The sequence below is a fragment of the Variovorax sp. OV329 genome (genome assembly GCF_900114785.1).
GTDB lineage: Bacteria > Pseudomonadota > Gammaproteobacteria > Burkholderiales > Burkholderiaceae_C > Variovorax.
Window position 1 is genome coordinate 90,434 of sequence record NZ_FOUG01000018.1, and the last position, 22,175, is coordinate 112,608.

The window sequence follows — 22,175 nt, forward strand, 5'->3', positions numbered from 1 at the left end:
TGCTGGATGACGACAAGCGATGTGTTTTCAACCTAAGATGACGATCTGTCATCTGACGACCGGGTTGACCCTATGTCCGCTTTGCCAGCAGTTACCAACCTCCAGGCCTTCGAAGCAGTGGCCCGAAGGAAAAGCTTTGCGCTCGCAGCGTCCGAACTTCACCTGACTGCTTCGGCCATCAGCCACCAGGTCTCGCGCCTGGAAGCGCATCTGGGTGTCCGGCTGTTCGAGCGCAGCGCGCACGGCGTACGCCTGAGTGCCGCGGGCGATCTCTATCTGGCGAAGATCGGCGGCGCGCTGTCCGCCATCGCGTCAGCGACCGAAGACGTACGGCAAGGCGTGAGCAACAGCCTGTACGTTCACTCGGCGCCGAGCATTGCAAGCCTGTGGCTGATGTCGAGGCTGCGCGTGTTCGCGCAGACCTTTCCGGACATTTCGCTCAACCTTTCGGCTGCGCACACGCCCAGCGACTTTGCGCTAGGCCAGGCGGACATCGACATCCGCTACGGAATTCCGAACTGGCCGGACCTGGTCGTGGAGCCGCTGTTCGAAGAGCGCATCGTGCCGCTCGCCAGTCCCGAGTTCATCCGCCAGCATCGCTTGAAGCGCGTCGAACAGTTGTTCGGCGTGAAGCTCATCCAGAGCAACGTGAGCGTGGTGCAGTGGGCCGACTGGTTCGGCGAGTTCAGCGACAAGCGGGCCCCGGACTGGTTCGCCGTCCGCTTCGACCGGGCCCAGATGTCGCTGGACGCGGCCACCCTGGGTCTTGGCGTCGCGCTGGAGAGCACGACCATCGCGGCCAGGCACATCGCGGAGCGCAAGCTCAAGCCCATCTTCGGCCTGGATCAGGCCGTCAAGGTCAAGGCCCACTTTGTCGTCTACCCGCCCAGGCATGCCAAGCGCCCGTCGGTCAAGGCATTCGTCGAATGGATCCACGGGGAAGCGGCCAGGTCTTGACAGCGACCGGGGATGCGCAAGGGATGGAGCACTTCCACCTGCCTGGCGCGCCCACCCGCCCGGTGAGCCTAGCGCCAGTTCTCGTCCACGCAAGCCTTGGGCACCTCGCCGCGCTCCTGCGCCAGGCTGGGGTAGTCCGTGTAGCCCTTCTGGCCGCCGCCGTAGTACGTGGACCGGTCGTCCGCATTCAAGGGCGCATGCGTGCGCAGCCGCTCCGGGAGGTCCGGGTTGGCGATGAACTTGCGGCCGATGGCGATCAGGTCGGCCCGGCCCTCCCTCAGCCATTGCTCGGCCGTCTCGGCGTCGAAGCCGCCGGCGAGCATGAGCGGGCCGCTCCACGCCTGGCGAATTTGCTGCAGCATCTGCATGGCTGCCGCATCGGGGGGCGTCCTGCTGTCCAGCGCGGCCATGGCCGGATTGACCACGTGCAGGTAGGCCAGCTTGCGGGAGTTCAGCTCGCGCGTGGCATAGGTGAAAGTGCCCAGGGGATCGTCATCGCGGATGTCGTTTGCCGTCGCCATCGGCGACAGGCGCACCCCGACGGCGTCGGCGTCCCAGATCTGCGTGACCGCATCGACGACTTCCAGCAGCAGGCGCGCGCGGTTCTCGACCGGCCCGCCGTACGCGTCGGTCCGGTGGTTGGTGCCGCTGCACAGGAACTGGTCGAGCAGGTAGCCATTGGCAGCGTGGACCTCCACGCCGTCGAAACCGGCCTTGATCGCGTTGCGCGCCGCGCGCTCGTACTGGCGCACGAGGTAAGGCATTTCCTCCGGTTGCAGCGCTCGCGGCGTGACGAAGGGCACCAGCTCGCCTTCGCCCTTGTCGTTTTCGATGAAGGCCATTCCCTCCGGGCGGATCGGGGAGGGCGCGACCGGTGGCATGCAGTCGGGTTGCAGCGAGGGATGGGAGATCCGGCCCACATGCCACATCTGCAGGACGATGCGTCCGCCGGCTTCGTGCACCGCATCGGTGACCAGGCGCCAGCCCTCGACCTGCTCACGGCTGTGGATGCCCGGCGTCCAGGCGTAGCCCTGCCCCTGCATCGAGATCTGCGTCGCCTCGGAAATGAGCAGTGCGGCCGAAGCGCGTTGCTGGTAGTAGCAGGCGTTCAGCGCCCACGGCACGTTCCCCGGTTGGCGTGCCCGCGACCGGGTCAGCGGTGCCATGACGATGCGGTGCGGCAATTGGAAGCGACCGACCCGGATGGGCTGGAACAGCAACTGCTGCTGCTGCGCGTGCTGAGGCTCGGCTGGTTGGCTTGTCGCGGCGGGCGACTCGAGGGTGGCGGACATGAATTGCTCCTTCTGCCCGGATCGGGCGTAGGTCATCGATGTCCTCAGTGTCGACCCTGGGCGGGCGCCGAAACCGGCCGCCGCGCGTCCGCGATCCAAGTATCAGCCGGACTTCGCCACGGACAGCAGGAAACCGAAACAAAGGCCGGCGGCGCGCGGCTAACTTCGGTGCATGAACAAACTCACCGTCCCCATCAATGAGCGCGACCATCTGCGCGGTTCACCGGACGCACCGGTGGTGCTGGTCGAATACGGCGATTTCGAGTGCCCGCACTGCGGTGCGGCCTACGGGGTCGTGAAGAAGCTGGAGCGGGACCTGCCGGATACGCTGGCCGTGGTGTTCCGCCAGTTCCCGCTGGTCGAAGTGCACCCCCACGCGCAGCTCGCCGCCGAGGCCGCGGAAGCGGCGGGGGCCCAGGGCTCGTTCTGGAAGATGCACGACCTGCTCTTCGAGCACCAGGAAGCTCTGGCGCCCGCCGACCTGGTGAGGTACGCCGCCGCCCTGCACCTGGACATGGAGCGCTTCGCGAGCGACCTCTCCGGCCACGTGTTTCTGCCCAAGGTCCAGAACGACATGAAGGGCGGACTGCAAAGCGGCATCAGGGGAACGCCCACCTTCTTCATCAACGGTGTGCTTCACCAGGGCGGGTACGACGAGGCTTCCCTGCTAGGCTCGATCATGCTGGTCGCGGCCGGGGCCGATTGAGCTGCGCGTCGGTGATGCGAAGGACCTGCGCTATTTCGACCCTCACCGGCGCGCGACGTGGCTGGAGCTGTTCTTCGACCTGATCTTCGTCGTTGCCCTGCACGCCGCCGGCGAGATCCTGAGCGAAGCGCACGAGGGCCACATCGGGGCGCAGCAGTTCCTGCGCTTCGTGCTGGTGTTCTTTCCGCTCTGGTGGATCTGGGCGGGCCACACGATCTACGCCAATCGCTTCGACACCGACAGCCGCCAGCACCGGCTGTCCACCCTGCTGATCATGTTCCTGCTGTTGGTGATTCCGGCGCAGGTCTCGACCGGCGCCGAGGAACACTACGCGCTGGCCGTCGCCTGCTACTGCGGCGCCCGGCTGATCATCGCCACGATGTACTTCGCGTCCAGGAGGAAGCACCACGACGGGAGCGGCTTCGCGTCGACGGTGGGCACCGTGTTCGCCGTCGGCGCCGCGATCAGCCTGTGCTCGGTCCTGGTGGAGCCGCCCTGGCGCTACCTGGTCTTCTATGCCGGAATCGTTTTCGACATGGCGGCCCTGGTGCTGCGCAGCCGGAAGCTGCAGGTGGTGCCGGCGCACACGGCACACCTGATCGAACGGGTCGGTTGCCTGACCATCATCATGCTGGGCGAGTCGGTGATCAGCATCTCCGCGGCCCTGGCAGACATCACCTGGAACCCATCCAACGTCATCGCCGCGATCAGCGGATTCGTCATGGTGTCGGCCATATGGTGGATCTACTACGACAGTTTCCACTTGTTGGAACGGCGCAAGTTGGGGACGGGGCACTCGATCCTCTATTCGCACTTCTTCCTGTTCATCGGCCTGGCGATCCTGGCCTCGCTGATACGGCATGCGATCCTGGACGACCTCGACCCGGGAGACTTCCGTCGGCTGACCGCGGCCGGTACGGTGCTGTTCTTCCTGGGCAAGCAGTACGGCTACTACATGGAGGTGCCGCAGCTGCGGCCCTACCTGCTGTCCAACACCGCGGCCGTGTTCCTGCTCACGGCACTCGTGCTGATGTTGCCGCTTCGGCCCCACGCCATGCTGGTGGGCATCACGGCAACCATGATCTGCTACGTGCTGCTCAACCTGCGCTACCGCCACCTGGTGCACGTCGAGAAGGCGGCGGCCTGAGCTGCTGCCCGTCGAAGCGACGACCAGGCCACGACCACCGTCTTCACGTTCACGAACTCGCGGATGCCCCAGGTGGACTGCTCCCGGCCGTAGCCCGAGTTCTTGATGCGGCCGAAGGGCAGGCGCGGATCTTCCTGCACGCACCCATTGACCCAGGCCATGCCGGAATCGGCCAGGCGCAGTCTTGCGGTGCGTGTCGCGTCCCTGCGCTTCTCGCGCAGTGCCGGCGCGCGTGCGGCGACGCCTGGCATAGCCTCGGTTCCTTGCCATGAGAAAGGTGCACCATGACAGTCATTGCAGGCATCTCAGGTTCACGCTTCGACCGATGAAGGTCCCTGCCATCCTGGACGTCGAAGCGTCCGGCTTCGGGCGCGGCAGCTACCCGGTCGAGGTCGGTTACGTGCTGGAGGACGGCGGCTCGGAATGCATGCTGGTGCGGCCCGCGCCGGAGTGGACCCACTGGAGTCCCGCGGCCGAGGGGCTGCACCGCATCCGTCGCGCAGACCTGCTGAACTACGGCCTGCCGACCGCGGTCGTGGCCGACGTACTGAACCACCGCCTGTGCGGCCGCACGCTCTACACCGACGCATGGGGCCACGACTATTCATGGCTGGCCAGGCTGTACGACGACGCCGGGCGTGCGCCCAGCTTCCGGCTCGACAGCCTGCAGGCGCTGCTGACCTGCAGCGAGATCGAACGCTGGCGGACGCTGAAGGAGCAGCTCGCCCTTGTCATGGGCCTGCCCCGACATCGCGCCTGCGCCGATGCGCGCCTGCTGCAGGCGAACTTCGGCAGCCTGCGTGCCGGTGGACAAGTCGACTCCAGCCACGGCTGCGGCCGGCCGGCGTGCGCGAACCAATAGCCGGTGCGGCCGCGTCCTGGCGTTGCTCCTTTATGGGTTGTTCAGCCGGGCAGCTTTGCCGCGAGCACGTCGACTTTCTGGATGGACGGCGGCTCGGAGAACAGCTCGGCGGCCTGCGCCATCAAGGCCGCCGCAACCTTGCCGGACAGATGCGCTTGCCGGCCCGCTTCGTCCGGAAAGGCATCGAAGATTCCGAAAGTCGAGGGCCCGAGGCGAATGCCGAACCAGGCGGTGGTGGCAGGCTCTTCCATGACGAGAGGAAGACCACCCGTCAGGAAGCTCTCGACCTCCTTTTCTTTCCCGGGCTTCGCTTCCAGGCGAACGAACAACGCGACTTTGACCATGGCATGTTTCCTTTCGTTGATGGACACGCGACCGTTGCGGGTCGCATCGGACACAACAGTCCGCGCCGGGCGAATGCCCTCGCCGCGAACTGTCCTGGGTGCGGACCAACTCAAGTGCGAAGGTCGATGCGCACCTGGGCAACTCCCTGACAGGCTTCCGCGTATGCGAGCACCCGATCTCCCACGCGGCGGAAGCGAAGGTCCAGGCGCCCCTGCTTGAAGGCGATGGACTGGATCGCCAGCGACTCCATGCCCGCGGGCAGCAAGGGGCGGTCGACCACCACGGCATCGGCATGTGCATCGATGTGCAGGCCCAGGCATTCCTTCAGCAGCAGGAAGACCGCGCCGGCGGCCCATGCCTGCGGCAGGCAAGCCACCGGATACGCGACTGGCGCCTCGCCCGCGGCGCGCTCGAAGCCGCAGAAGAGTTCCGGCAGGCGCATGCCGAACTCGGAGGCCGCCTCGAACAGCTGTTCCAGCAGCCTGAGCACGCCCTCGCGCTCGCCATAGCGGGCGATGCCGGCCGCGCACAGCGCCACGTCGTGCGGCCAGATCGAGCCGTTGTGATAGGACATGGGATTGAAGCGGGCCGTGCCCTCGGGCAGCGTGCGGATGCCCCAGCCCGAATCGAAGGAGGCGGAAAGCAGTTGCTGCGCCACTGCGCGCCCGCGCTCGGGCCGGGGGAGGCCGGTGTAGAGCAGGTGGCCGGCATTGGACGAACGCACGCGGCAGGGGCGCCCTTCGCCGTCGAGCGCCAGCGCGTAGAACTGCAGGTCTTCCAGCCAGAAGGATTCCTCCACACGCTGCGCAAAGCGCCTGGATGCCGCCTCCCAGTGCGCCGCCTGGGCCGCGTCGCCGCGCCTGCGCGCAAGGCGTGCCATGCCGCGCAGGGCGGCATGCGCGTAACCCTGCACTTCGATGAGCGCGATGGGTCCTTGCGGAGAACTGCCATCGGCATGGAACACCGAATCGTGGCTGTCCTTCCAGCCCTGGTTGGCCAGGCCGGAGGCCTGCGCGCGGGCGTAGCTCAGCAGGCCGTCGTGGCGCGCGGCGTTCGCCTCGATCCACGCGGCCGCGGCGACCAGCTGCGACCAGATGCCGTCGATGAAGACGTGGTCGGCCGTGCGCTCCTCATACGCACCCGCCAGCATCAGGAAGAGGGGCGTGGTGTCCACGCCGCCGTAGTAGCGACCGAAGGGCAACTCGTTCACGGCTGCCATCTCGCCCTTGCGGGTCTCGTGCATGATCTTGCCGGGCTCCGCATCGCGAAAGGCGGAGATCTCGACCGCCTGGTGCACCGCCAGGAACTTCAGCACTCCGCGCGCGAGCGAAGGATCGACCCAGAGCCTCTGCATCGCCGTGATCACCGCGTCGCGGCCGAAGGGCGTGGAGAACCAGGGGATGCCGGCATAGGGATAGGGCCCGGTCGGCAGCTCGGTGGTGAGCAAGGCGAGATCCGATTCCGATCGGTCCACCCAGGCCTGGAAGAGCCGCCCCGGCACCCGCACGCGCGCGCCCCGGCGGCGGCGTGCGCGCAGCGACCAGCGCGCGCGCGCGGCCCCGGCGCGCCAGCGCTCGCGCGAGGGCTGGGCGGGCGCGCCACCCACCTCCACGTACAGCGATGCATGCTCGCGCCCGGGCAGCTGCACCTCGAACTCCGCGAAGCTGGACGTCAGCCGCCGCGGTTCCTGCGAAAAGCTCAGCGTCGCCTGGCGCTGCACGCGGTCCAGCCCCTCGTAGCGAAGCGCGACGCAGCGCGTGCCGATCTGGCCCACCTCCATGTTCCCGCGCCGGGTGCGCGTCTGCCCGCGCACCTCGAACATGTCGCGGAAGTCGGCGTCGAAGAGCAGCTGCAGCGGCAGGTGAAGGCCAATGTCGCTGAAGTTGGTCAGGCGCAGCCGCTCGTACATGCGGCCGTCCCAGAGGAACCTGCGCCGCTCGATGTGGATCACGCCCTCGGGGGCGGAGATCTCGCCCAGGGGTGGCAGCGGGCGGTTGGTCAGGTTGGCGGTGAAGAACGCGTTGTCCTGCGTGACGGCGCTGGACAGCAGCGCCGGATGCGTGCCGTTGACCAGGAGCCGGAAGGCGGACAGCAGCCGGGTGTCGTTCTGGAACAGGCCGTCGCCTTCGCCAGTCACGTCGCCCACCGCATCGGCGACGACGAAGGTGTCGCCTTCCTTCAGCACGTAGAGCCGCTGGCCCGAGCGCGCCGGCGGGGCCGGCCAGACATCGTGCGGCCCGCCCTCGACCACCACGGACTGGCCTGCTTGCTCCTCGTGATTCATGCGACCTCGCTTTCCAGCAGTGCCTCGCTTCCGTCGGCGCAGAGTTGCTCGTACACCCGAACATAGCGGGTGGCCATCGCATCGGCGGTGTAGTGGTCTTCGAAGCGGGCGCGGATCTGTTCCCGGGAGAGCTGGCGCACGGCATCCACCGCCGCCACCGCATCGGGTACGTTGTCGACGATCCAGCCGGTACGCCCGTGCTCGATCACCTCGGGCACCGAGCCGCAGCTCCATGCAATCACCGGCGTGCCGCAGGCCAGGGCCTCGATCATGACCAGCCCGAAGGGCTCGGGCCAGTCGATGGGAAACAGCAGTGCACGCGCATGCCCCAGGAACTCCCCTTTCCGGTCGTCGCCGATCTCGCCGATGAAGTCCACGAGCGGATGGTCCAGCAGCGGCCGGATGCACTGTTCGAAGTATTCGCGGTCGACGTTGTCCACCTTGGCCGCCAGCCGGATGGGCACGCCCGATGCCTTGGCGATCTCGATGGCGCGGTCCGGCCGCTTCTCCGGCGAGATGCGTCCGAGGAAGGCCAGGTAGTCGCCTTCCCCTCGCGCGTTGAAGCGATAGCCCAGCGGGCTGATGCCGTGGTGCACCGTGCGATGCCAGTTTGCGGCGGGCAGGTAGGTGCGCTGGTGGTCCGAGATCGACGCCAGCGGAAACTGCGGCCATCGCGCATACACCGGCCGCAGGTCCGCGACGTCCAGGCGGCCGTGCAGGGTGGTGAGGGTTCGCGACGCCATGGCCTCGAAGATCGGGAAGTGCAGCATGTCGGTGTGGAAATGCATCACGTCGAATTCGTCGCTGTGCATTCGCACCTCGTGCAGCAGGGCCAGGTGACTTGCCAGTTCCGAGCTGAGCACGTTGGGGTCCAGGCGCAGCGGCCGACTGCGCGTGGCGACCAGGCGCGCGGCTGTCTTCGAACCGCCCGCTGCAAACAGTGTGACTTCGTGCCCCTGTTCCACCAGCGCTTCGGTCAGATGGGAAACGACCCGCTCTGTGCCGCCGTAGAGTCGCGGCGGCACGGCTTCCCACAACGGTGCGATCTGGGCGATTTTCATGGTGGTGGATCCAGGTGCGGACTCTCAAAGACCGAGGGTCGCAGCCAGGCCGGACGGCGTCGATAGTCGGGCGACGAAGGCCGTTGTGGGCCATCGGCGCGCCCGACTGTCGGCAGGGCGCGAAATGGAACACGCCGTTCGGGCCGTCGTCGCGCGGCGCTCAGGCGGTCACCGTGCCGGCCTCCGCCGCGGCTTCGGACCCTGCCTGCGCCTTGGGCTTCGTCGCTTCGGCGCGCCGCTTCGCGCCCGGTGCCGTCGCGTCGGACAGCTTCTCGATGCGAAGCGCCTTCTGAACCGGGTCGTAGCCGAGCTTCACGCTCTGGCCCGCAGACACTTCACCCTTGAGCATGGCGGTTGCGAGCCGCGATTCGAGTTCCGAGCGCAGCTTGCGCTTGAGCATGCGGGCGCCGAACTCGGGGTCGTAGCCGATCTCCGCCAGGTGGTCGACCAGCGAGTCGTCGAACTCCAGCCGTACGTTCTGCGCTGCCGCCGTGCGCGCCACCCGCTGCAGCTGCAGCCCGACGATGGCATGGATCTCCGACTTGCCCAGCGCGTGGAAGACCACGACCTCGTCGACCCGGTTCAGGAACTCGGGCCGGAAGTGGTGGCGCAGCAGTTCCATCAACCGGTCGCGTAGCGCCGGGTACTCGAGAACCTCGCGATCTTCGGCCTTGAGGTTGCGCTGGATCACGTCCGACCCGAGGTTGCTGGTGGCGATGATGATGGTGTTGGTGAAGTCGATCACGCGTCCCTTGCCGTCGGTGAGGCGCCCCTCGTCGAACAGCTGCAGCAGGACGTTGTGCACCTCGGGATGCGCCTTCTCGATCTCGTCGAGCAGCACCACGCTGTAGGGACGGCGCCGCACGCGCTCGGTGAGCTGGCCGCCCTCCTCATAGCCCACGTAGCCCGGTGGCGCGCCGACCAGCCGGGCGACCGTGTGCCGCTCGGAATACTCGCTCATGTCGATGCGCACCATCGAATCCTCGCTGCCGAAGACGGTTGCCGCCAGCGCCTTGGCCAGCTCGGTCTTGCCGACCCCGGTGGGCCCGAGGAAGAGAAAGGTCGCAGTGGGCTTGCCTGCCTCGCCCAGGCCGGCCCGTGCCAGCCGCACGGCTTCGCTGACCGCGTGCACCGCCTCCTCCTGGCCGACGACGCGCTCGCGCAGCCGGTCTTCGAGCTGGAGCAGCTTCTCGCGGTCCTCGGTCGTGAGCTCGGACACCGGCACGCCGGTCAGTGCCGAGACGATCTGCGCCACATCCTCCACGCCCACTTCGGAAGAGCTCGTGCCACGCTGCTTCTTCCAGGCTGCAGTCGCGTCGGCGAGCTTCTTCTCGTCGCCCTTGATGCGGTCGCCCAGGTCCTTGGCCTTGTCATACTGCTTGGCCGCGCCGGCGGCGTCCTGCTCCTGACGCAGCTTGCGGACGTTGGCCTCGATGTGCTGCAGCTCCTGCGGCCGCGAACTGGCATGGATGCGCACCCGCGCCGCAGCCTGGTCGATCAGGTCGATGGCCTTGTCGGGCAGGAAACGCGCGGCGACGTAGCGTGCCGAGAGCTTGGCGGCGGCCTCGATCGCGCCTTCGCTGATCTTCACCTTGTGGTGCGCTTCCAGGCGATCGCGCAGGCCGCGCAGGATCTCGATCGTGTCCTCGATGCTGGGCTCCGGCACCATCACCGGCTGGAAGCGCCGCTCCAGCGCTGCATCCTTCTCGATGTACTTCTGGTACTCGTTGAGGGTGGTCGCGCCGATCAGGTGAAGCTCGCCGCGCGCCAGGGAGGGCTTGAACACGTTCGCGATGTCCAGCCCGCCCTCGCCGCCGCCGGCGCCCGCGCCGACGATGGTGTGCAGCTCGTCGATGAAGATGATCAGCTCGTCCTGCCGGTCGATGATCTCGTCGAGCACCTGCTTGACGCGCTCCTCGAATTCGCCGCGGTACTTGGCGCCCGCGACCAGGCTGTTGACGTTGAGTTCCATCACCCGCTTGCCCCGCAGCACGTCGGGCACCTGGTCCTGCACGATTCGCTGCGCCAGGCCTTCGACGATCGCAGTCTTCCCGACGCCGGGTTCGCCGATCAGCACCGGGTTGTTCTTCTTGCGGCGGGCCAGCACCTCGATGGTCGTCTCGATCTCCCGGGCGCGGCCGATCACCGGGTCGAGCTTGCCCTGCCGGGCCAGCTCGCTCAGGTCGCGGCCGTACTTGTCGAGCGTCGGCGTGCCGCTGCGCTGCTTGAGCTTTCCTTCTTCCGCGCCCTTGCCGACGACCTTGACGACCTTCTGGCGCAGCGATTGCGAATTGAGGCCGAGCTTGCGCAGCAGTTCGCCGGCAAAGCCGTCCTCTTCTTCCACCAGGCCGATCAGGATGTGCTCCGGTCCGACATAGCTGTGGCCCAGCTCACGGGACGCGATCATGGCCTGCTCGAGGGCGCTCTTGGCGCGCGGGGACACGCCCATCTGCGGCGTCTCGCCCTTTTCGGCCTTGCGCTCGCCGCGGGGCGCGTTCTCCTGGATGTTCGACCGAAGGTCCGCCTCCGACAGCTTGTAGTCGCGCAAGATCTCCTGGACGATTTCATTGTCGAGCAGCGCCAGCAGCAGGTGCTCGGTGTCGACCTCGTCCTTGCCGTACTCCAGTGCCTTCTCGGCTGCAACCTGGAGCCGGTCCATCGCCGCTTCGTTCAGGAAGCTGCGCAGGTCCACCGCCTCGCGCGAGCGCTGGCGCCGCGGCGCGCTAGCCTGGGGCCGCGCCCTGTCGGCGCCTGGGCCCCCGGCGTCTGGCGCCTCGCCGAACAGCGAGCCGCGGTCGCCGAAGAAGCTCTGGAACTCGTCGAACAGACCGCCGCCGAACAAGGATTCGAGCGGCGAGCGCCCGAAGGTCTTGCCCATCGTCTCGGCATAGTGCTCGTCGCAAAGTGCGACCTGGCGGGTCTTGCCGCCTTCGCGCAGGGTCAGTTGGGTGGTGGCGGGGCGTCCGCACACGTCGCACTTGGCCATGGCTGTTCCTTCTTCAGGCGGTGTATTCGAACTTCGGCAGGGCCTTCAGCTCGTCCTTGCTCGCCTTGGGCAGCACGGCCTTCGGCGCGATGTGCGCGAACTCGCGCACCGGAATCGCAACCAGGTGCTTGCCGACGCCGAGAAAACCGCCGACGTTCACGATGGCGGTCGAAAGCTTGCCGTCGGTCGAGATCACGAGATCGTCGACCTTGCCCACTTTTTCGCCCTTGTCGTTGTAGACATCCTGGTGAAGCAACCTCGAGGCGCGGTAGCCGGTGGCCACCAGCTGCGTTTCGGCAACCGTCACTCCGATCGTGGCTTTCCCGGCCACCGGTGGCGGGGCTGCCTTGCTGGCCGCTTCATTCGGCGCGGGCTCAGGGGCCGCCTGGCCGCCGGCGATTTGCGTCAGGCCGAGGCCGAGCATTGCACAAGCGATGCTGGTGCGAAGAAGTTTCCTGTCCATGATGTTTTACTCCGTAGGGGTTGTAGAGAGTCACTCGATCTCGAGCTTGCGCGAAGCCTGGGTGTCGCCGGCCTTCTTTGGCAGGCGCAGCGTCAGCACGCCCTGGTCGAAGCGTGCCTCGGCATGCTCCAGGTCCACGCCGTCGGGCAAGGGCAGCACGCGCTGGAAACTGCCGAAGGCGCGCTCCAGCCGATAGCAGCCGTTTTCTTCCTCCTTGGCATCGACCCGCTTCTCGCCGCGCAGGACCAGGAAGCCGTCTTCGACGGCGACTTCCAGGTCCTTCTTCTCCATGCCGGGCAGCTCCGCGGTGAGGCGCAGGGCGTTGCCGTCGTCGACGACGTCGACCTTGGGCTGGAACATGGTCGGACTGAAATCCCCGAACCAGCGTCCCGCGCCGCCGAAGGGGCCGCGCAGGAAGCCTGGCAGCATGCTGAAGGGGTCCAGGGCCTGGAGCAGTTGCACCGGCTCGCGCCACTCGGCGGGCGTACGCGCCGGGGGCGAGGCTTCGGCGGCCGCCCCGCTCGATGCCGGCCGCGCCTCGGTGCTGCCGCGGGAGAACTTGAAGGGATTCCATTTCTGCAGATCGCCGCATGAGTGGGTGAGGTGAATCGAGGCTAGACCGCCGGCGATGGCCCGTCTTGCGCGATCCTGCCGTTCGTGGCGCAAAGGTGCGCAGCCGGGATCAGAGCCCGATTGTGATGCGGTTCTCGACCGCGCTGACGCCGGGCGCCTTCCAGGCCGCGCGCTCTGCCTCCTCGCGCTCGGCCCAGGCACGCACGGTGCCCCTGAGCGTCACCTTGCCGCCTTCCACCTCGACGGTGATCCGCGCGGCGTCGGTCTGCGCGCTGCGTACCAGCGCTTCCTCGACCTTCTTCTTGATGTCCGAAGGTTCTGCCCTGGGCTTCACCTCGATCAGGTTGCTCACGCCCTTCACGCCGGAGAGGTTGCGCACGACGCGCGCCGCCTCCTGCTTCTTGTACTGCCAGTCCACCGTGCCCTTGAGGGTGACCCATCCCTTCGAGACGGTGACGTCGATCTTTTCCCGCTCCAGCAGAATGTTCCATTGAAGGGCGCGCACTGCGGAGGCGGCGATGTCCGAGTCGGTGCGCTCTGCGCTGGTCGCCAGCCGGACCTCGATGTCGTTGGCCACTGCCGTCACTCCGCGCACCCGATGCGCGGCCTCTTCGGCCGCCCAGCGCGTGGTGAAGGAGTCGACGTAGCCGGTCAGCGTGACGACGCCGTCTTTCACGGCCACGCCGATCTCATTGGATTGCACGCGTGGTTCCCATTTGAGTTCGGCCAGCACCTCGTTCTGGATGTCGACGTCGGTGCGGGCAGCGGTAGCAACTGTCATGGTGGATCCTTTATCTGTTCGTCCAGCGCCCGCAGGTGAAGCGAATTCCATCCGACAACCACACGCGGGCGCAAATGGCGCGGAAGTCGGTTGCCTGAAGACTAGGTCGGCAGACCGGCCCTGTCTTGCACAGACCTGCGCAGCCATGTCGCGGGACTGCGCGCAACACCCACCCGGTGACCCGCCATGCGTGCTTGACTCGCGACGCCCGGTGCGCGAAGTGCGAGGCGCTGTGCAGCGCCGGACTGCGGCACCATGCGCAGGAATCCGGAAGACGGCTGCGGCCACGGCGTCTACGCTGCTGTCGAATCCGCTCAAGGAGAAGTCCGAATGAAGCGTCTGTTCCTCTTCCTCGCCACCAACCTCGCGGTGATGCTGGTGATGTCGGTCACGCTTCGGCTACTGGGCGTGGACCGCTTCCTGACTGCCAACGGACTGGACCTTGGCGCGCTGATGGTCTTCTCGCTGGTGATCGGCTTCGGCGGTTCGTTCATCTCGCTGCTGATGTCCAAGCAAATAGCGAAATGGTCGACCGGCGCGCGGGTCATCGAGCATCCGCGGAGTGCCGACGAGGCCTGGCTGCGCGACACCGTGCACGCGCTGGCGCGGCGCGCGGGCATCGGTGAACCGGAGGTCGCGGTCTACCCGGGTGCACCCAACGCCTTTGCGACCGGCGCCTTTCGCGACGCATCGCTGGTGGCCGTGTCGACCGGCCTGATGCAAAGCATGGACCGCACGGAGCTCGAAGCGGTGCTCGGCCACGAGGTGTCTCACGTGGCCAACGGCGACATGGTGACCATGACCCTGATCCAGGGTGTGGTCAACACCTTCGTGGTGTTCTTCGCGCGCGTGGTGGGCTACCTGGTCGACAGCCTGGTGCTGCGTCGCGAGGACGATCAGGACGCCGGCGGCGGCATGGGCTACTACGCGACCGTGTTCGCCTGCGAGATCGTGTTCGGCATCGGCGCGTCGCTGATCGTGGCGTGGTTCTCGCGCTGGCGAGAGTTCCGCGCCGATGCAGGGTCGGCCAGTCTTTTGAAATCGCCGGAACCCATGATCCGTGCGCTGGGCCGCCTGGGCAGCATCCAGTCCGCTGGACTGCCGCAGTCGCTGCGGACCCTGGGCATCAACAGCCCGCCGTCGTGGACGCACCTGTTCGCGAGCCATCCGCCGCTGGCGCAGCGCATCGCGGCGCTGCAGGCGGGGCAAAGAAGCCCCATGCCGTGGGCCCACTGAGGCGTAGGCCGTGGCCTCGACCGATCTCAGGGAGCCGCCGTCGCCGGCGGGCCCGGCGCTGGTGAAGATCTACGGACGGCTGGGCAATCCCGCCGCCTGGGCGATCCGCGACTTCCTGCACCGCAGCGACGTGCCTTTCGAGTGGGTCCCCCTGCCCAGCGACGACAGCGCGCGCAGCAAGGCGCAGGTCGACCACCTGCACGATGCGCGCCTGCCGGTCTGCCTGTTCCCGGACGGCACGCGCATGGAATGCCCGACGATCCGGCAGATCACGGAGAAGCTCGGCTGGTTCAGCAATCCATCGCGCTCGGAATACGACCTGGCCATCTACGGTGCCGGTCCGGCCGGCCTGAGCGCTGCGGTGTACGCCGGGGCCGACGGACTGTCGACGGTCCTGGTCGAGCGCCTGACCGTCGGCGGCCAGGCCGGCAGCAGCTCGAAGATCGAGAACTACCTGGGATTTCCGCAGGGCATCAGTGGCATGGAACTGGCGGAGCGCGCCCGCGAGCAGGCCCACAAGTTCGGCGTCGAGATCCTGCTCGCGCGCGAAGGCGTGCGCGCGGAACTGCAGCCGGGACGCGGCGTCGGCGTGCTCGAGGATGGCACGCGGATCGTCGCGCGCGCCACGATCTGCGCCACCGGCGTGGCCTACCGGAGGCTCGAACTGCCCAACGAGGAGCAGCTGCTGGGCTCGGGTCTCTACTACGGCGCCGGTGCGAGCGAGGCGCCGCTGGCGCGCGGCCAGCACGTGTTCATCGTCGGCGGCGGCAACTCGGCCGGCCAGGCGGCGATGCATTTCGCGCCGCACGCGAGCCGCGTCACCATGGTGATCCGCGACGCATCGCTGAAGGGCACCCTGTCGCGCTACCTGATCGACCGCATCACCGCCAGCGACAACATCGAGGTGCTTGCGCGCACGCAGGTCAGTGCATTGCACGGCGACACCGCGCTGCGCGAGATCACGCTGCGCGACCTCGCCAGCGGCGCCGAGCGTCGCGTCCCGGCGCAATGGCTCTTCGTGTGCATTGGCGGCGAGCCGCAGACCCATTGGGCCGAATCGATCGGCATGGAGCGCGACGAGGCCGGCTATATCCTCACCGGCCCCGATCTTCTGCAGCGTGGCGGACGCCCGTCGCGGTGGCCGCTGGACCGCGACCCTTACTTCCTCGAGACCAGCTTCCCGGGGGTATTCGCGGCCGGCGACGTGCGGCACGAGGCGGTGCGCCGCGTCGCCTCGGCGGTGGGCGAAGGCGCGATGGCGGTCGCCTTCGTGCACCGCCATCTTGACGGGGGCTGAACATCGCCTTCTTCGTGCAATGGGTCTATGTCGTTGAAAGAGGAGCCCATATGTCAGCAGTGATCCACGCAGGCGAGCGCGATTTCGAATCGACGCTCGCCACGCAGCAGCATCCGGTGCTGGTCGATTTTTCGGCCTCCTGGTGCGGCCCGTGCCAGGCCATGGCGCCGGCACTCGAGTCCTTCGCGCAGCGCCGTCGTCAGGAACTGGCCGTCGTCAAGGTCGACATCGACGAGGCGCCGTCCGTCGCTTCGAAGTATGCGATCCGTTCGGTGCCCACGCTGATGCTTTTCCACCAGGGCCGGAAACTGGCCATGCAGCCCGGGATGATGAGCGAGTCGCAGCTGGCCGATTTCGTGGACCAGCACCTCCCGCGCAGACCTCCCGAGGTGCGACAGGATCCTGCGCGCCCGCAGATCGACCTGGACTGGTGACGAACTGCCGGGCCGGAGGGGTGGGGCGTCAGGACGCTCCCTTGCGCGCACGAAGTTCGGCGATGAATTGTTCCACGGGGGTGAAGAAGGGGTTCACGTGGACGACCCCATCGAGGATGACGACGGGATGCGTACGCAGCACGTCTGCCATCAGCGCCGCGCTGGTCGTCGAAAGGTCATACACGCACACCACGGTATCGCGGCCTTCGGGGACCACATCGTTGAGGCGGGACTCGTACTCGAGGAAGCCTTACACGCCAGGCCAGTCTTCTCCAAGCCCATTCGGCGTGTCCGGTGATGCGCGAGATCGGGTGCGAATCGGTCGAGATGTGCTGCTGGATGACGCTGAGCATGCGGGGCACGTCGAAGTGCCCGTCACGCAGGTACATGTCGAACACCGAATGGACCTCTAGCCTGCCCTCGCGCTGCTGTTGCGCGACGTCGATGCCGGCCGCATAGAGCTGCCGCAGATGTTCATCGCGAAGGGAAGGGTCTACGATCTGGCAGGTCGGCTGGCTGTGCTCGAGCCCGTCCTTGATGAAAGCCGTCGTGATCCGGTTTTCTTCCTAGGCGGTGCGGAAGAAGGCGCAGATGTGGCGTTACTTGGCCAGAGTCGAGCCTGCGATTTCGCACGCCCACCTCTTTGGCCCCGAGCCAGAGGTGGGTGAAGCGAAGATCGCCTTCCCGCAAGGGATTCGCAGCAAGATACTGCGCGCCGGGATGCTGTGCCAGCAGTCACGGTCCAACGACTGCGCCGACCTCGTTTGCGCGTCGCGCAACGTGGGGCTGATATTCGCTGCGGGCCAGTTCCAGTGCCGGCACCACAGCCGCATCGTCTGGCCGCGCGTACGCCAGGTCCAGGTCCAGCATTCTCGCGAGCATATCGAGCAACGTCCGCAGAATGGACATCGGATCGCGGGTGTCCCACAGGGACGGCAGAGCGAGCAAGCTCATCAGTCCGCTGATGCAGTCCTGAAGGCGGCGGATTTCAATGGCAGTTTCATCCATGGTCTGCGAGTCAGGGGCGACTGGCGAGCGGGCATGGATCGACCCGGCAAGTGCACTTTCTTTTGCTGAAGGGGTGCCAAAAATATTTCTGAGGACGCGCGCACCGCCGCTAGCGCATGAGCCGTATTTGGCGTACGTTGGTAGTGTCAAATGAACCTGGACGAAATCTCATGGTACGACCGCCTGGTTCGCTGCCACCCACAGCAGCAGCGTCTCGGTGGCACTCGGAAACCCGGGACTCCGGAGGCGACCAGCACCGATGGCGACCTTTTCGCCCCGACCGGACAACGGAACCATGAGGCCACTAATGCTTGAATCCGAACTGCAGCGGGCACAATTGGCGGGCACCCGACAGCGCGCCGAGGCCGCGGAACGGCGCAACGACGAGATCAAGGCGCACGACGCCTACCTCCGCCAGGAAACCGGACAGCCTTGGGGCGAGATCGTCGGTCGCAGCAAGTCGCTCGCACGAGCGTTGACGCTGGTGGAGCGGGTTGCGCCGACCAATGCATGCGTCCTCCTCCAGGGCGAGACCGGGACGGGCAAGGAGCTGATCGCGCACGCCATTCACCGGCTCAGCCGCCGCCGGCAATACCCCTTCGTGCGGCTCAACTGTGCGGCCATCCCGACCGGGCTGATCGAAGCCGAGTTGTTCGGGCATGAAAAAGGCGCCTTCACCGGAGCCGTCGGCAAGCGCATCGGGCGCTTCGAACTGGCCGACAAGGGCACCATCTTCCTCGACGAGGTCGGCGAGATCCCGCTTGAACTGCAGGCCAAGCTGTTGCGCGTGCTGCAGGAGCACGAGTTCGAACGCCTGGGGAGCACGCACACGCAGAAGACCGACGTGCGTCTGATCGCAGCATCCAATCGCGACCTGGCGCAGATGGTGGCGGCCCGCACTTTTCGCGACGATCTGTACTACCGCCTGAAGGTTTTCCCGATCGAGACGCCGCCGTTGCGTGATCGCGTGGACGACATCCCTGTGCTGGCGCAGCACTTTCTGCAGCTTCACGCGCGCGCCAACAATCGGTCGATCACGACCATTGCTCCCGAAAGCCTGGCGGCGCTCAGCCGGTATTCCTGGCCGGGCAACGTGCGTGAACTGTCGAATTTCGTTGAGCGCTGCGTGATCCTCACGCAAGGCGCCACGCTGGAAGTTCCGGCCGGCGAATTGAAGGCGCGCCCCAATGCGGAAGATGCCTCGGACGAAAGTCTCGAACGCATGGAGCGCCAGCATATCGTGCGGACCCTGGGAAAATGCAACTGGGTCATCGCTGGCCCTGCCGGTGCGGCCGCCAAGCTGGGCATGAAGCGCACCTCCCTGCAATACAAGATGCAGAAGCTGGCCATCGCGCGCATTTGACCTCGCTGCCGGAAGGCCGGCAGCGGTGACGGAGGGCCGGCAGCCGCGTGTCGGATCAAGCAAGTCGGGAGCGCGGTCGTGCTCGTCCAAGCCCTTGTCACGCCTCGTGATCGCCCGGACTGCGACTTCGGCACGTCCCTTGCAAGATGACAAGCATGCCTGCCGCCGGCAGCGCAAGAACCACTCGCAAAACGGGGCGCCGTGCTTACAGAAAACCACGTCGAAATCGACGACTCTTCGAAAGTCAATTTGCCAACCCGGTGTCCACCGCCGAAAGGAACCGTGTGCAATGCGGTCATGCGCATTGCGCATCTGGGTGCAGCGGACCTCGGCAGCGTGCGCATGCGCAGTTCTCTGGACATCCTCGTGCCGAAGGAAACCGCGAATCTGTTCACCACCCATCGCATGCTGGCCGGTCGTGATCGAACCGCTTACGTTCGCGCGCCGCTGGTCGCTGTCGTTCCGCCGGCGCTCCCTCACTCGCTTGCAGACGGGCCCGGCTCCAACACGCTCATTCTCAGCATCGCGGAGCCCTTCTTCAGCGAGACTGCCCGTGCCGCACTGGGCAGCGACGATTTCACCTTTGTCGAACCCCATGCGGCGACCGATTCGCTGATCCGCGAAGTCGCCGATGCTGTCGACCGGGAATTTCCGAACCTGGATCGATTGACGGTGAGCTTCCTGGATGCATTGGCCGCCCTGCTGTCTGCGCACGTCGCCAGGAACTACGTGGCCGCGGGCCCTGAAAGGGCCATGTCCACCGGCGGCTTGGCGGCTCACAAGATGCGCTGCGTCTACCGCTTCATTGCCGAGCATCTGGGCGAGACGATCCGGGTCGAACAACTGGCCGCTGAAGTGCATCTCAGCCCCTTTCATTTCGCGCGGATGTTCAAGCAATCGACGGAACAGTCGCCGCACCTGTACATCCTGATGCAGCGCATCAAGCGTGCCAAGGAGCTCCTGGCCAGCACCGACTCGCCGATCATCGAGGTGGCCGCTGACGTGGGCTTTCGCACGCAAGGCCACTTCACGGGCGTCTTTCATCGCTACACCGGGTTCACGCCGAAGGTATTCCGGACGAGCGCGCGCGAGGCGGCTAGCCAGCCCATCGATTCACCAGGAGGCGACCGTGACAGATGAGACATCCATGCACAACGCCGTCGCGTTCGAGCTGCGCTTCGAGTCGCTCTACCACCTGGGCCGGGCGTTCGCGTTTCCCTGCGACTGCCATGGCCAGGTCGACCTGGATCGTTGCAGCGAACGCGCGAGGAACAACTACCTGTTCGCACAGGCGATGATGGGGCGAGAGTACGGGTGGCCGCGGGTCGTTCCCTGTCCGGGAACGTAAGGCCAGGCAGCCCAGGTTCGAACTCGGAATGCGAGCTCAGCTCGCGGCCAGTCGAACCGCCAGTTCGCCCACTTTGCGAATCGCGTGCAGGAAGCGCGTATCGCCTCCATGGCCGTAGTTGATGCGCACGCAGTGGTTGAAGCGGCGGTCCAACGAGAACATGGAACCGGGCGCCAGGGTGATGTCGTGCGCCAGCGCCAGCCGATACAGCTCCAGCGCATTGACCTTTCTCGGCAACCGGAGCCACAGGAAGTAGCCGCCTTCCGGGATGGTGACGCGCGTCGAGCGTGGAAAAGACCCGCGGATCGCGTCCAACGCAGCGGCCTTGTAGCTCGCTAGCGTTGCCCGCATCCGGCGCAGGTGCCGGTCGTAGCCATTTTCCGCGAGATAGCTGGCGATCGCGACCACCGAGGGAGTGGGCGGTGAGAGCGTGTGCATGACCCGCAGGTGCTCGATCTGCCTTGCAAACCTGCCGCCCGCGACCCAGCCGACGCGATAGCCGGGCGCAAGGCACTTGGAGAAGGAACCGCAATGCATCACGAGGCCCTCACGGTCATGGTGTTTGGCCGGCAGTGGCTTGCGGTCTCCAAAATAGAGTTCAGCGCAGACGTCATGCTCGATCAACGGAATGCCCCGTTGGGCGAGGAGCGCCACCAGCGCTTCCCTGCAATCCTGAGGCATCAGGCTTCCCAGAGGATTCTGGAAGTTCGGCATGAACCAGCAGGCCGCGACCCGGTGGCGCCTGAGGGCGATCGCCAAGGCTTCGACATCGACGCCGTAGCGCGGGTGGTGGGGATCCTGAGTGCCCGAAGCTTCAGCCGTTCGAGCGCCTGCAGGGCAGGGTAGAAGGTCGGATGCTCGATCGCGACCATTTCACCGGGGCGGGTAACAGCCTCAAGGCACAGGTTCAGGCCCTCCATGGCGCCGTTGGTCAGGATGATCTCATCGGCGTCGACCGCTGTGCTGCTGAGCTCATAGCGTAGCTGGATCTGGCGCCGCAGATCTCCACTTCCCGAGACCAGATCCTGGGCATCGCGCAATGGGTGCGGATCGCGAATTCCATTCCAGAGATGGCGCGCGAGCCGGGGCATCGGGTACAGCGACGGACAGAGGAATCCGGAGCCCAGTTGCACGAGTTCGGGCGATCCGGTCGACCGGAGCAATCCCATCACGACGTCGTCGATCTCTCCGCGGCCGGAAGGCTCGCTTGCGTGCAAAGCCTTCGGCGCGGCCGTCGTCACAGGCTCGGGCCGGACGTTGACGAAGCAGCCCGAGCGGGGCCGCACGTGGATCAGGCCGCGGGTCTCGAGCAGGTAGTAGGCCGCAAAGACGGTCGAGCGGCTCAGGCCCTGCGCGGCACTGGCTTCGCGCACGGAGGGCAATCGATCGCCGGGCCGCAAGGATCCCGTGCAGATCAGCGCCGTGATCTCATTCGCATAGCGCTCATAGCGCGTGATCATGAGTGCCCGAGGGCTGCGAGGCAGCCCAGCTGTCGTTCCCGGTGATTCATTGTGGTTCGGGCTGGGAGCGCTCGCAGCTCCCGCCTTCGGCGTCAAGAGAGTTCGCCCATCCGGCTCAGGTGTTCCGGTCGCCAGTTCGATGCGTCGCCCCATCGACGGGCCGCGCGCCGCTCGTGTCCTGGCCCAGCAGCATCAGCGCGGCCCGGTAGGCGGACCGCGCCCCGGCGCGGATGTCGTGCACCAGCTCGCGCAGGCGCTGGGTGTGATCCTTGGGCGCGCGGTAGACCGGTTCGGTCATCAGGAGCTGCGTGACCGTCAGCAGCCTGGCCGCGGACGTCAGGCAAAAATGGATGGCTGCGCGCTCCTGGGACGCCTTGTTGGCCTCCTCGACCCTGCGGATGACGACGTCACGCTGTGGCGGAGGCAGTTCGCCCAGATTGGTGGGGCCGGACCAAGGTGCAAATTCATGGTCGCCGTAGCGGGCGGCGAGGATCAGTTCGATCGAGTGGAGTGCCCGTTCGAGCTCGAGCATTTCGGTGGTTTTCATCTGACGTGTGGCTGCCCGCGGCGGC

General features: G+C 66.7%; 24 protein-coding genes and 1 pseudogene. 10 read left to right on the forward strand and 15 right to left on the reverse strand.

Annotated features, from left to right (window positions below; genetic code table 11):
* The first annotated feature begins 72 nt into the window (after window positions 1-72).
* On the forward strand, window positions 73-957 hold the full coding sequence (locus BM345_RS24070; RefSeq protein ID WP_093384738.1) for a LysR substrate-binding domain-containing protein: 885 nt from the start codon (window positions 73-75) through the stop codon (window positions 955-957).
* Window positions 958-1,025: 68 nt separating this feature from the next.
* Here BM345_RS24070 and BM345_RS24075 read toward each other — a convergent pair whose 3' ends face one another.
* Window positions 1,026-2,249, reverse strand: a complete 1,224-nt coding sequence (locus BM345_RS24075) for an alkene reductase (protein ID WP_093384859.1) — start codon at window positions 2,247-2,249, stop codon at window positions 1,026-1,028.
* 172 nt (window positions 2,250-2,421) lie between these two features.
* On the opposite strand from BM345_RS24075, the gene BM345_RS24080 reads away from it, so the two are divergent.
* Window positions 2,422-2,955: a DsbA family protein gene (locus BM345_RS24080; RefSeq protein WP_093384741.1), complete on the forward strand. Its 534-nt coding sequence runs from the start codon at window positions 2,422-2,424 to the stop codon at window positions 2,953-2,955.
* Between the two features lie 61 nt (window positions 2,956-3,016).
* On the forward strand, window positions 3,017-4,102 hold the full coding sequence (locus BM345_RS24085) for a low temperature requirement protein A (RefSeq protein WP_302847596.1): 1,086 nt from the start codon (window positions 3,017-3,019) through the stop codon (window positions 4,100-4,102).
* Here BM345_RS24085 and BM345_RS24090 read toward each other — a convergent pair.
* Window positions 4,063-4,353 carry an aldehyde dehydrogenase family protein gene (locus BM345_RS24090; protein WP_093384746.1) on the reverse strand — a complete coding sequence of 97 codons (291 nt, stop codon included), beginning with the start codon at window positions 4,351-4,353 and terminating at the stop codon, window positions 4,063-4,065. The two genes, BM345_RS24085 and BM345_RS24090, sit on opposite strands and share 40 nt — an antisense overlap.
* 74 nt (window positions 4,354-4,427) lie before the next feature.
* Between BM345_RS24090 and BM345_RS24095 the strand changes: the two genes are divergently transcribed.
* Window positions 4,428-4,964 (forward strand): 3'-5' exonuclease, encoded by a 537-nt coding sequence (locus BM345_RS24095; protein ID WP_093384749.1) that lies wholly within the window; start codon window positions 4,428-4,430, stop codon window positions 4,962-4,964.
* Between the two features lie 41 nt (window positions 4,965-5,005).
* Here the strand turns inward: BM345_RS24095 and BM345_RS24100 are convergent, their stop codons facing one another.
* The 7 genes from BM345_RS24100 to BM345_RS24130 all read right to left on the reverse strand — a co-directional run bounded on the left by BM345_RS24100 (window position 5,006) and on the right by BM345_RS24130 (window position 13,457).
* The gene (locus tag BM345_RS24100) at window positions 5,006-5,308 is read right to left on the reverse strand and encodes a putative quinol monooxygenase (RefSeq protein ID WP_093384751.1); all 303 of its coding nucleotides are present in this window, start codon (window positions 5,306-5,308) and stop codon (window positions 5,006-5,008) included.
* Window positions 5,309-5,418: 110 nt separating this feature from the next.
* Window positions 5,419-7,593, reverse strand: a complete 2,175-nt coding sequence (locus BM345_RS24105) for an amylo-alpha-1,6-glucosidase (RefSeq protein ID WP_093384754.1) — start codon at window positions 7,591-7,593, stop codon at window positions 5,419-5,421.
* A complete protein-coding gene (locus tag BM345_RS24110) occupies window positions 7,590-8,654 on the reverse strand; it encodes a glycosyltransferase family 4 protein (protein ID WP_093384757.1) in 1,065 nt (354 codons plus the stop codon). Before BM345_RS24110 ends, BM345_RS24105 begins: the two co-directional genes overlap by 4 nt.
* 160 nt (window positions 8,655-8,814) lie before the next feature.
* Window positions 8,815-11,640, reverse strand: a complete 2,826-nt coding sequence (locus BM345_RS24115; RefSeq protein WP_093384759.1) for an ATP-dependent Clp protease ATP-binding subunit — start codon at window positions 11,638-11,640, stop codon at window positions 8,815-8,817.
* Between the two features lie 13 nt (window positions 11,641-11,653).
* A complete protein-coding gene (locus BM345_RS24120) occupies window positions 11,654-12,103 on the reverse strand; it encodes a PRC-barrel domain-containing protein (RefSeq protein WP_254789958.1) in 450 nt (149 codons plus the stop codon).
* Between the two features lie 30 nt (window positions 12,104-12,133).
* On the reverse strand, window positions 12,134-12,769 hold the full coding sequence (locus BM345_RS30660; protein ID WP_254789960.1) for an Hsp20/alpha crystallin family protein: 636 nt from the start codon (window positions 12,767-12,769) through the stop codon (window positions 12,134-12,136).
* Between the two features lie 16 nt (window positions 12,770-12,785).
* Window positions 12,786-13,457, reverse strand: coding sequence for a BON domain-containing protein (locus tag BM345_RS24130; RefSeq protein WP_093384765.1), 672 nt, complete (start codon window positions 13,455-13,457; stop codon window positions 12,786-12,788).
* 330 nt (window positions 13,458-13,787) lie between these two features.
* Here BM345_RS24130 and htpX point away from each other — a divergent pair, with 330 nt between their 5' ends.
* Genes htpX through trxA form a run of 3 tightly spaced genes read left to right on the forward strand, consistent with a single transcriptional unit; the run spans window position 13,788 to window position 16,424 of the window.
* Window positions 13,788-14,693 (forward strand): protease HtpX, encoded by a 906-nt coding sequence (htpX, locus tag BM345_RS24135; RefSeq protein WP_093384767.1) that lies wholly within the window; start codon window positions 13,788-13,790, stop codon window positions 14,691-14,693.
* A gap of 10 nt (window positions 14,694-14,703) precedes the next feature.
* Entirely contained in the window at window positions 14,704-15,990 is a 1,287-nt protein-coding gene (locus BM345_RS24140) for an NAD(P)/FAD-dependent oxidoreductase (protein WP_302847595.1), read from the forward strand.
* A 50-nt stretch (window positions 15,991-16,040) separates the two neighbouring features.
* On the forward strand, window positions 16,041-16,424 hold the full coding sequence (gene trxA / locus BM345_RS24145) for a thioredoxin (protein WP_093384770.1): 384 nt from the start codon (window positions 16,041-16,043) through the stop codon (window positions 16,422-16,424).
* A 28-nt stretch (window positions 16,425-16,452) separates the two neighbouring features.
* On the opposite strand, the pseudogene BM345_RS24150 reads toward trxA, so the two are convergent.
* From BM345_RS24150 to BM345_RS24160, 3 genes and pseudogenes are all read right to left on the reverse strand, one after another.
* Window positions 16,453-16,659, reverse strand: a pseudogene (locus BM345_RS24150) (MEDS domain-containing protein); the annotation flags it as partial.
* Entirely contained in the window at window positions 16,601-16,978 is a 378-nt protein-coding gene (locus BM345_RS30875; RefSeq protein ID WP_093384775.1) for an MEDS domain-containing protein, read from the reverse strand. The gene BM345_RS30875 and the pseudogene BM345_RS24150, both read right to left, overlap by 59 nt.
* A 181-nt stretch (window positions 16,979-17,159) precedes the next feature.
* Complete coding sequence (locus BM345_RS24160; RefSeq protein ID WP_093384778.1) at window positions 17,160-17,432, reverse strand: hypothetical protein; 273 nt, start codon at window positions 17,430-17,432, stop codon at window positions 17,160-17,162.
* A gap of 307 nt (window positions 17,433-17,739) precedes the next feature.
* On the opposite strand from BM345_RS24160, the gene BM345_RS24165 reads away from it, so the two are divergent.
* The 3 genes from BM345_RS24165 (at window position 17,740) to BM345_RS24175 (ending at window position 20,143) form a co-directional block, all read left to right on the forward strand.
* Window positions 17,740-18,795, forward strand: a complete 1,056-nt coding sequence (locus BM345_RS24165; RefSeq protein WP_254789964.1) for a sigma-54 interaction domain-containing protein — start codon at window positions 17,740-17,742, stop codon at window positions 18,793-18,795.
* A gap of 297 nt (window positions 18,796-19,092) precedes the next feature.
* A complete protein-coding gene (locus BM345_RS24170) occupies window positions 19,093-19,935 on the forward strand; it encodes a helix-turn-helix transcriptional regulator (protein ID WP_093384783.1) in 843 nt (280 codons plus the stop codon).
* A 7-nt stretch (window positions 19,936-19,942) separates the two neighbouring features.
* On the forward strand, window positions 19,943-20,143 hold the full coding sequence (locus BM345_RS24175; RefSeq protein WP_093384786.1) for a hypothetical protein: 201 nt from the start codon (window positions 19,943-19,945) through the stop codon (window positions 20,141-20,143).
* A gap of 36 nt (window positions 20,144-20,179) precedes the next feature.
* Here the strand turns inward: BM345_RS24175 and BM345_RS30880 are convergent, their stop codons facing one another.
* The 3 genes from BM345_RS30880 to BM345_RS24185 all read right to left on the reverse strand — a co-directional run bounded on the left by BM345_RS30880 (window position 20,180) and on the right by BM345_RS24185 (window position 22,150).
* Window positions 20,180-20,902 (reverse strand): aminotransferase-like domain-containing protein, encoded by a 723-nt coding sequence (locus BM345_RS30880; protein ID WP_368086500.1) that lies wholly within the window; start codon window positions 20,900-20,902, stop codon window positions 20,180-20,182.
* Entirely contained in the window at window positions 20,824-21,603 is a 780-nt protein-coding gene (locus BM345_RS30885) for a GntR family transcriptional regulator (protein ID WP_368086501.1), read from the reverse strand. The genes BM345_RS30880 and BM345_RS30885 overlap by 79 nt, the downstream gene beginning before the upstream one ends.
* 115 nt (window positions 21,604-21,718) lie before the next feature.
* Window positions 21,719-22,150 (reverse strand): hypothetical protein, encoded by a 432-nt coding sequence (locus BM345_RS24185; RefSeq protein WP_139237601.1) that lies wholly within the window; start codon window positions 22,148-22,150, stop codon window positions 21,719-21,721.
* Window positions 22,151-22,175 lie beyond the last annotated feature (25 nt).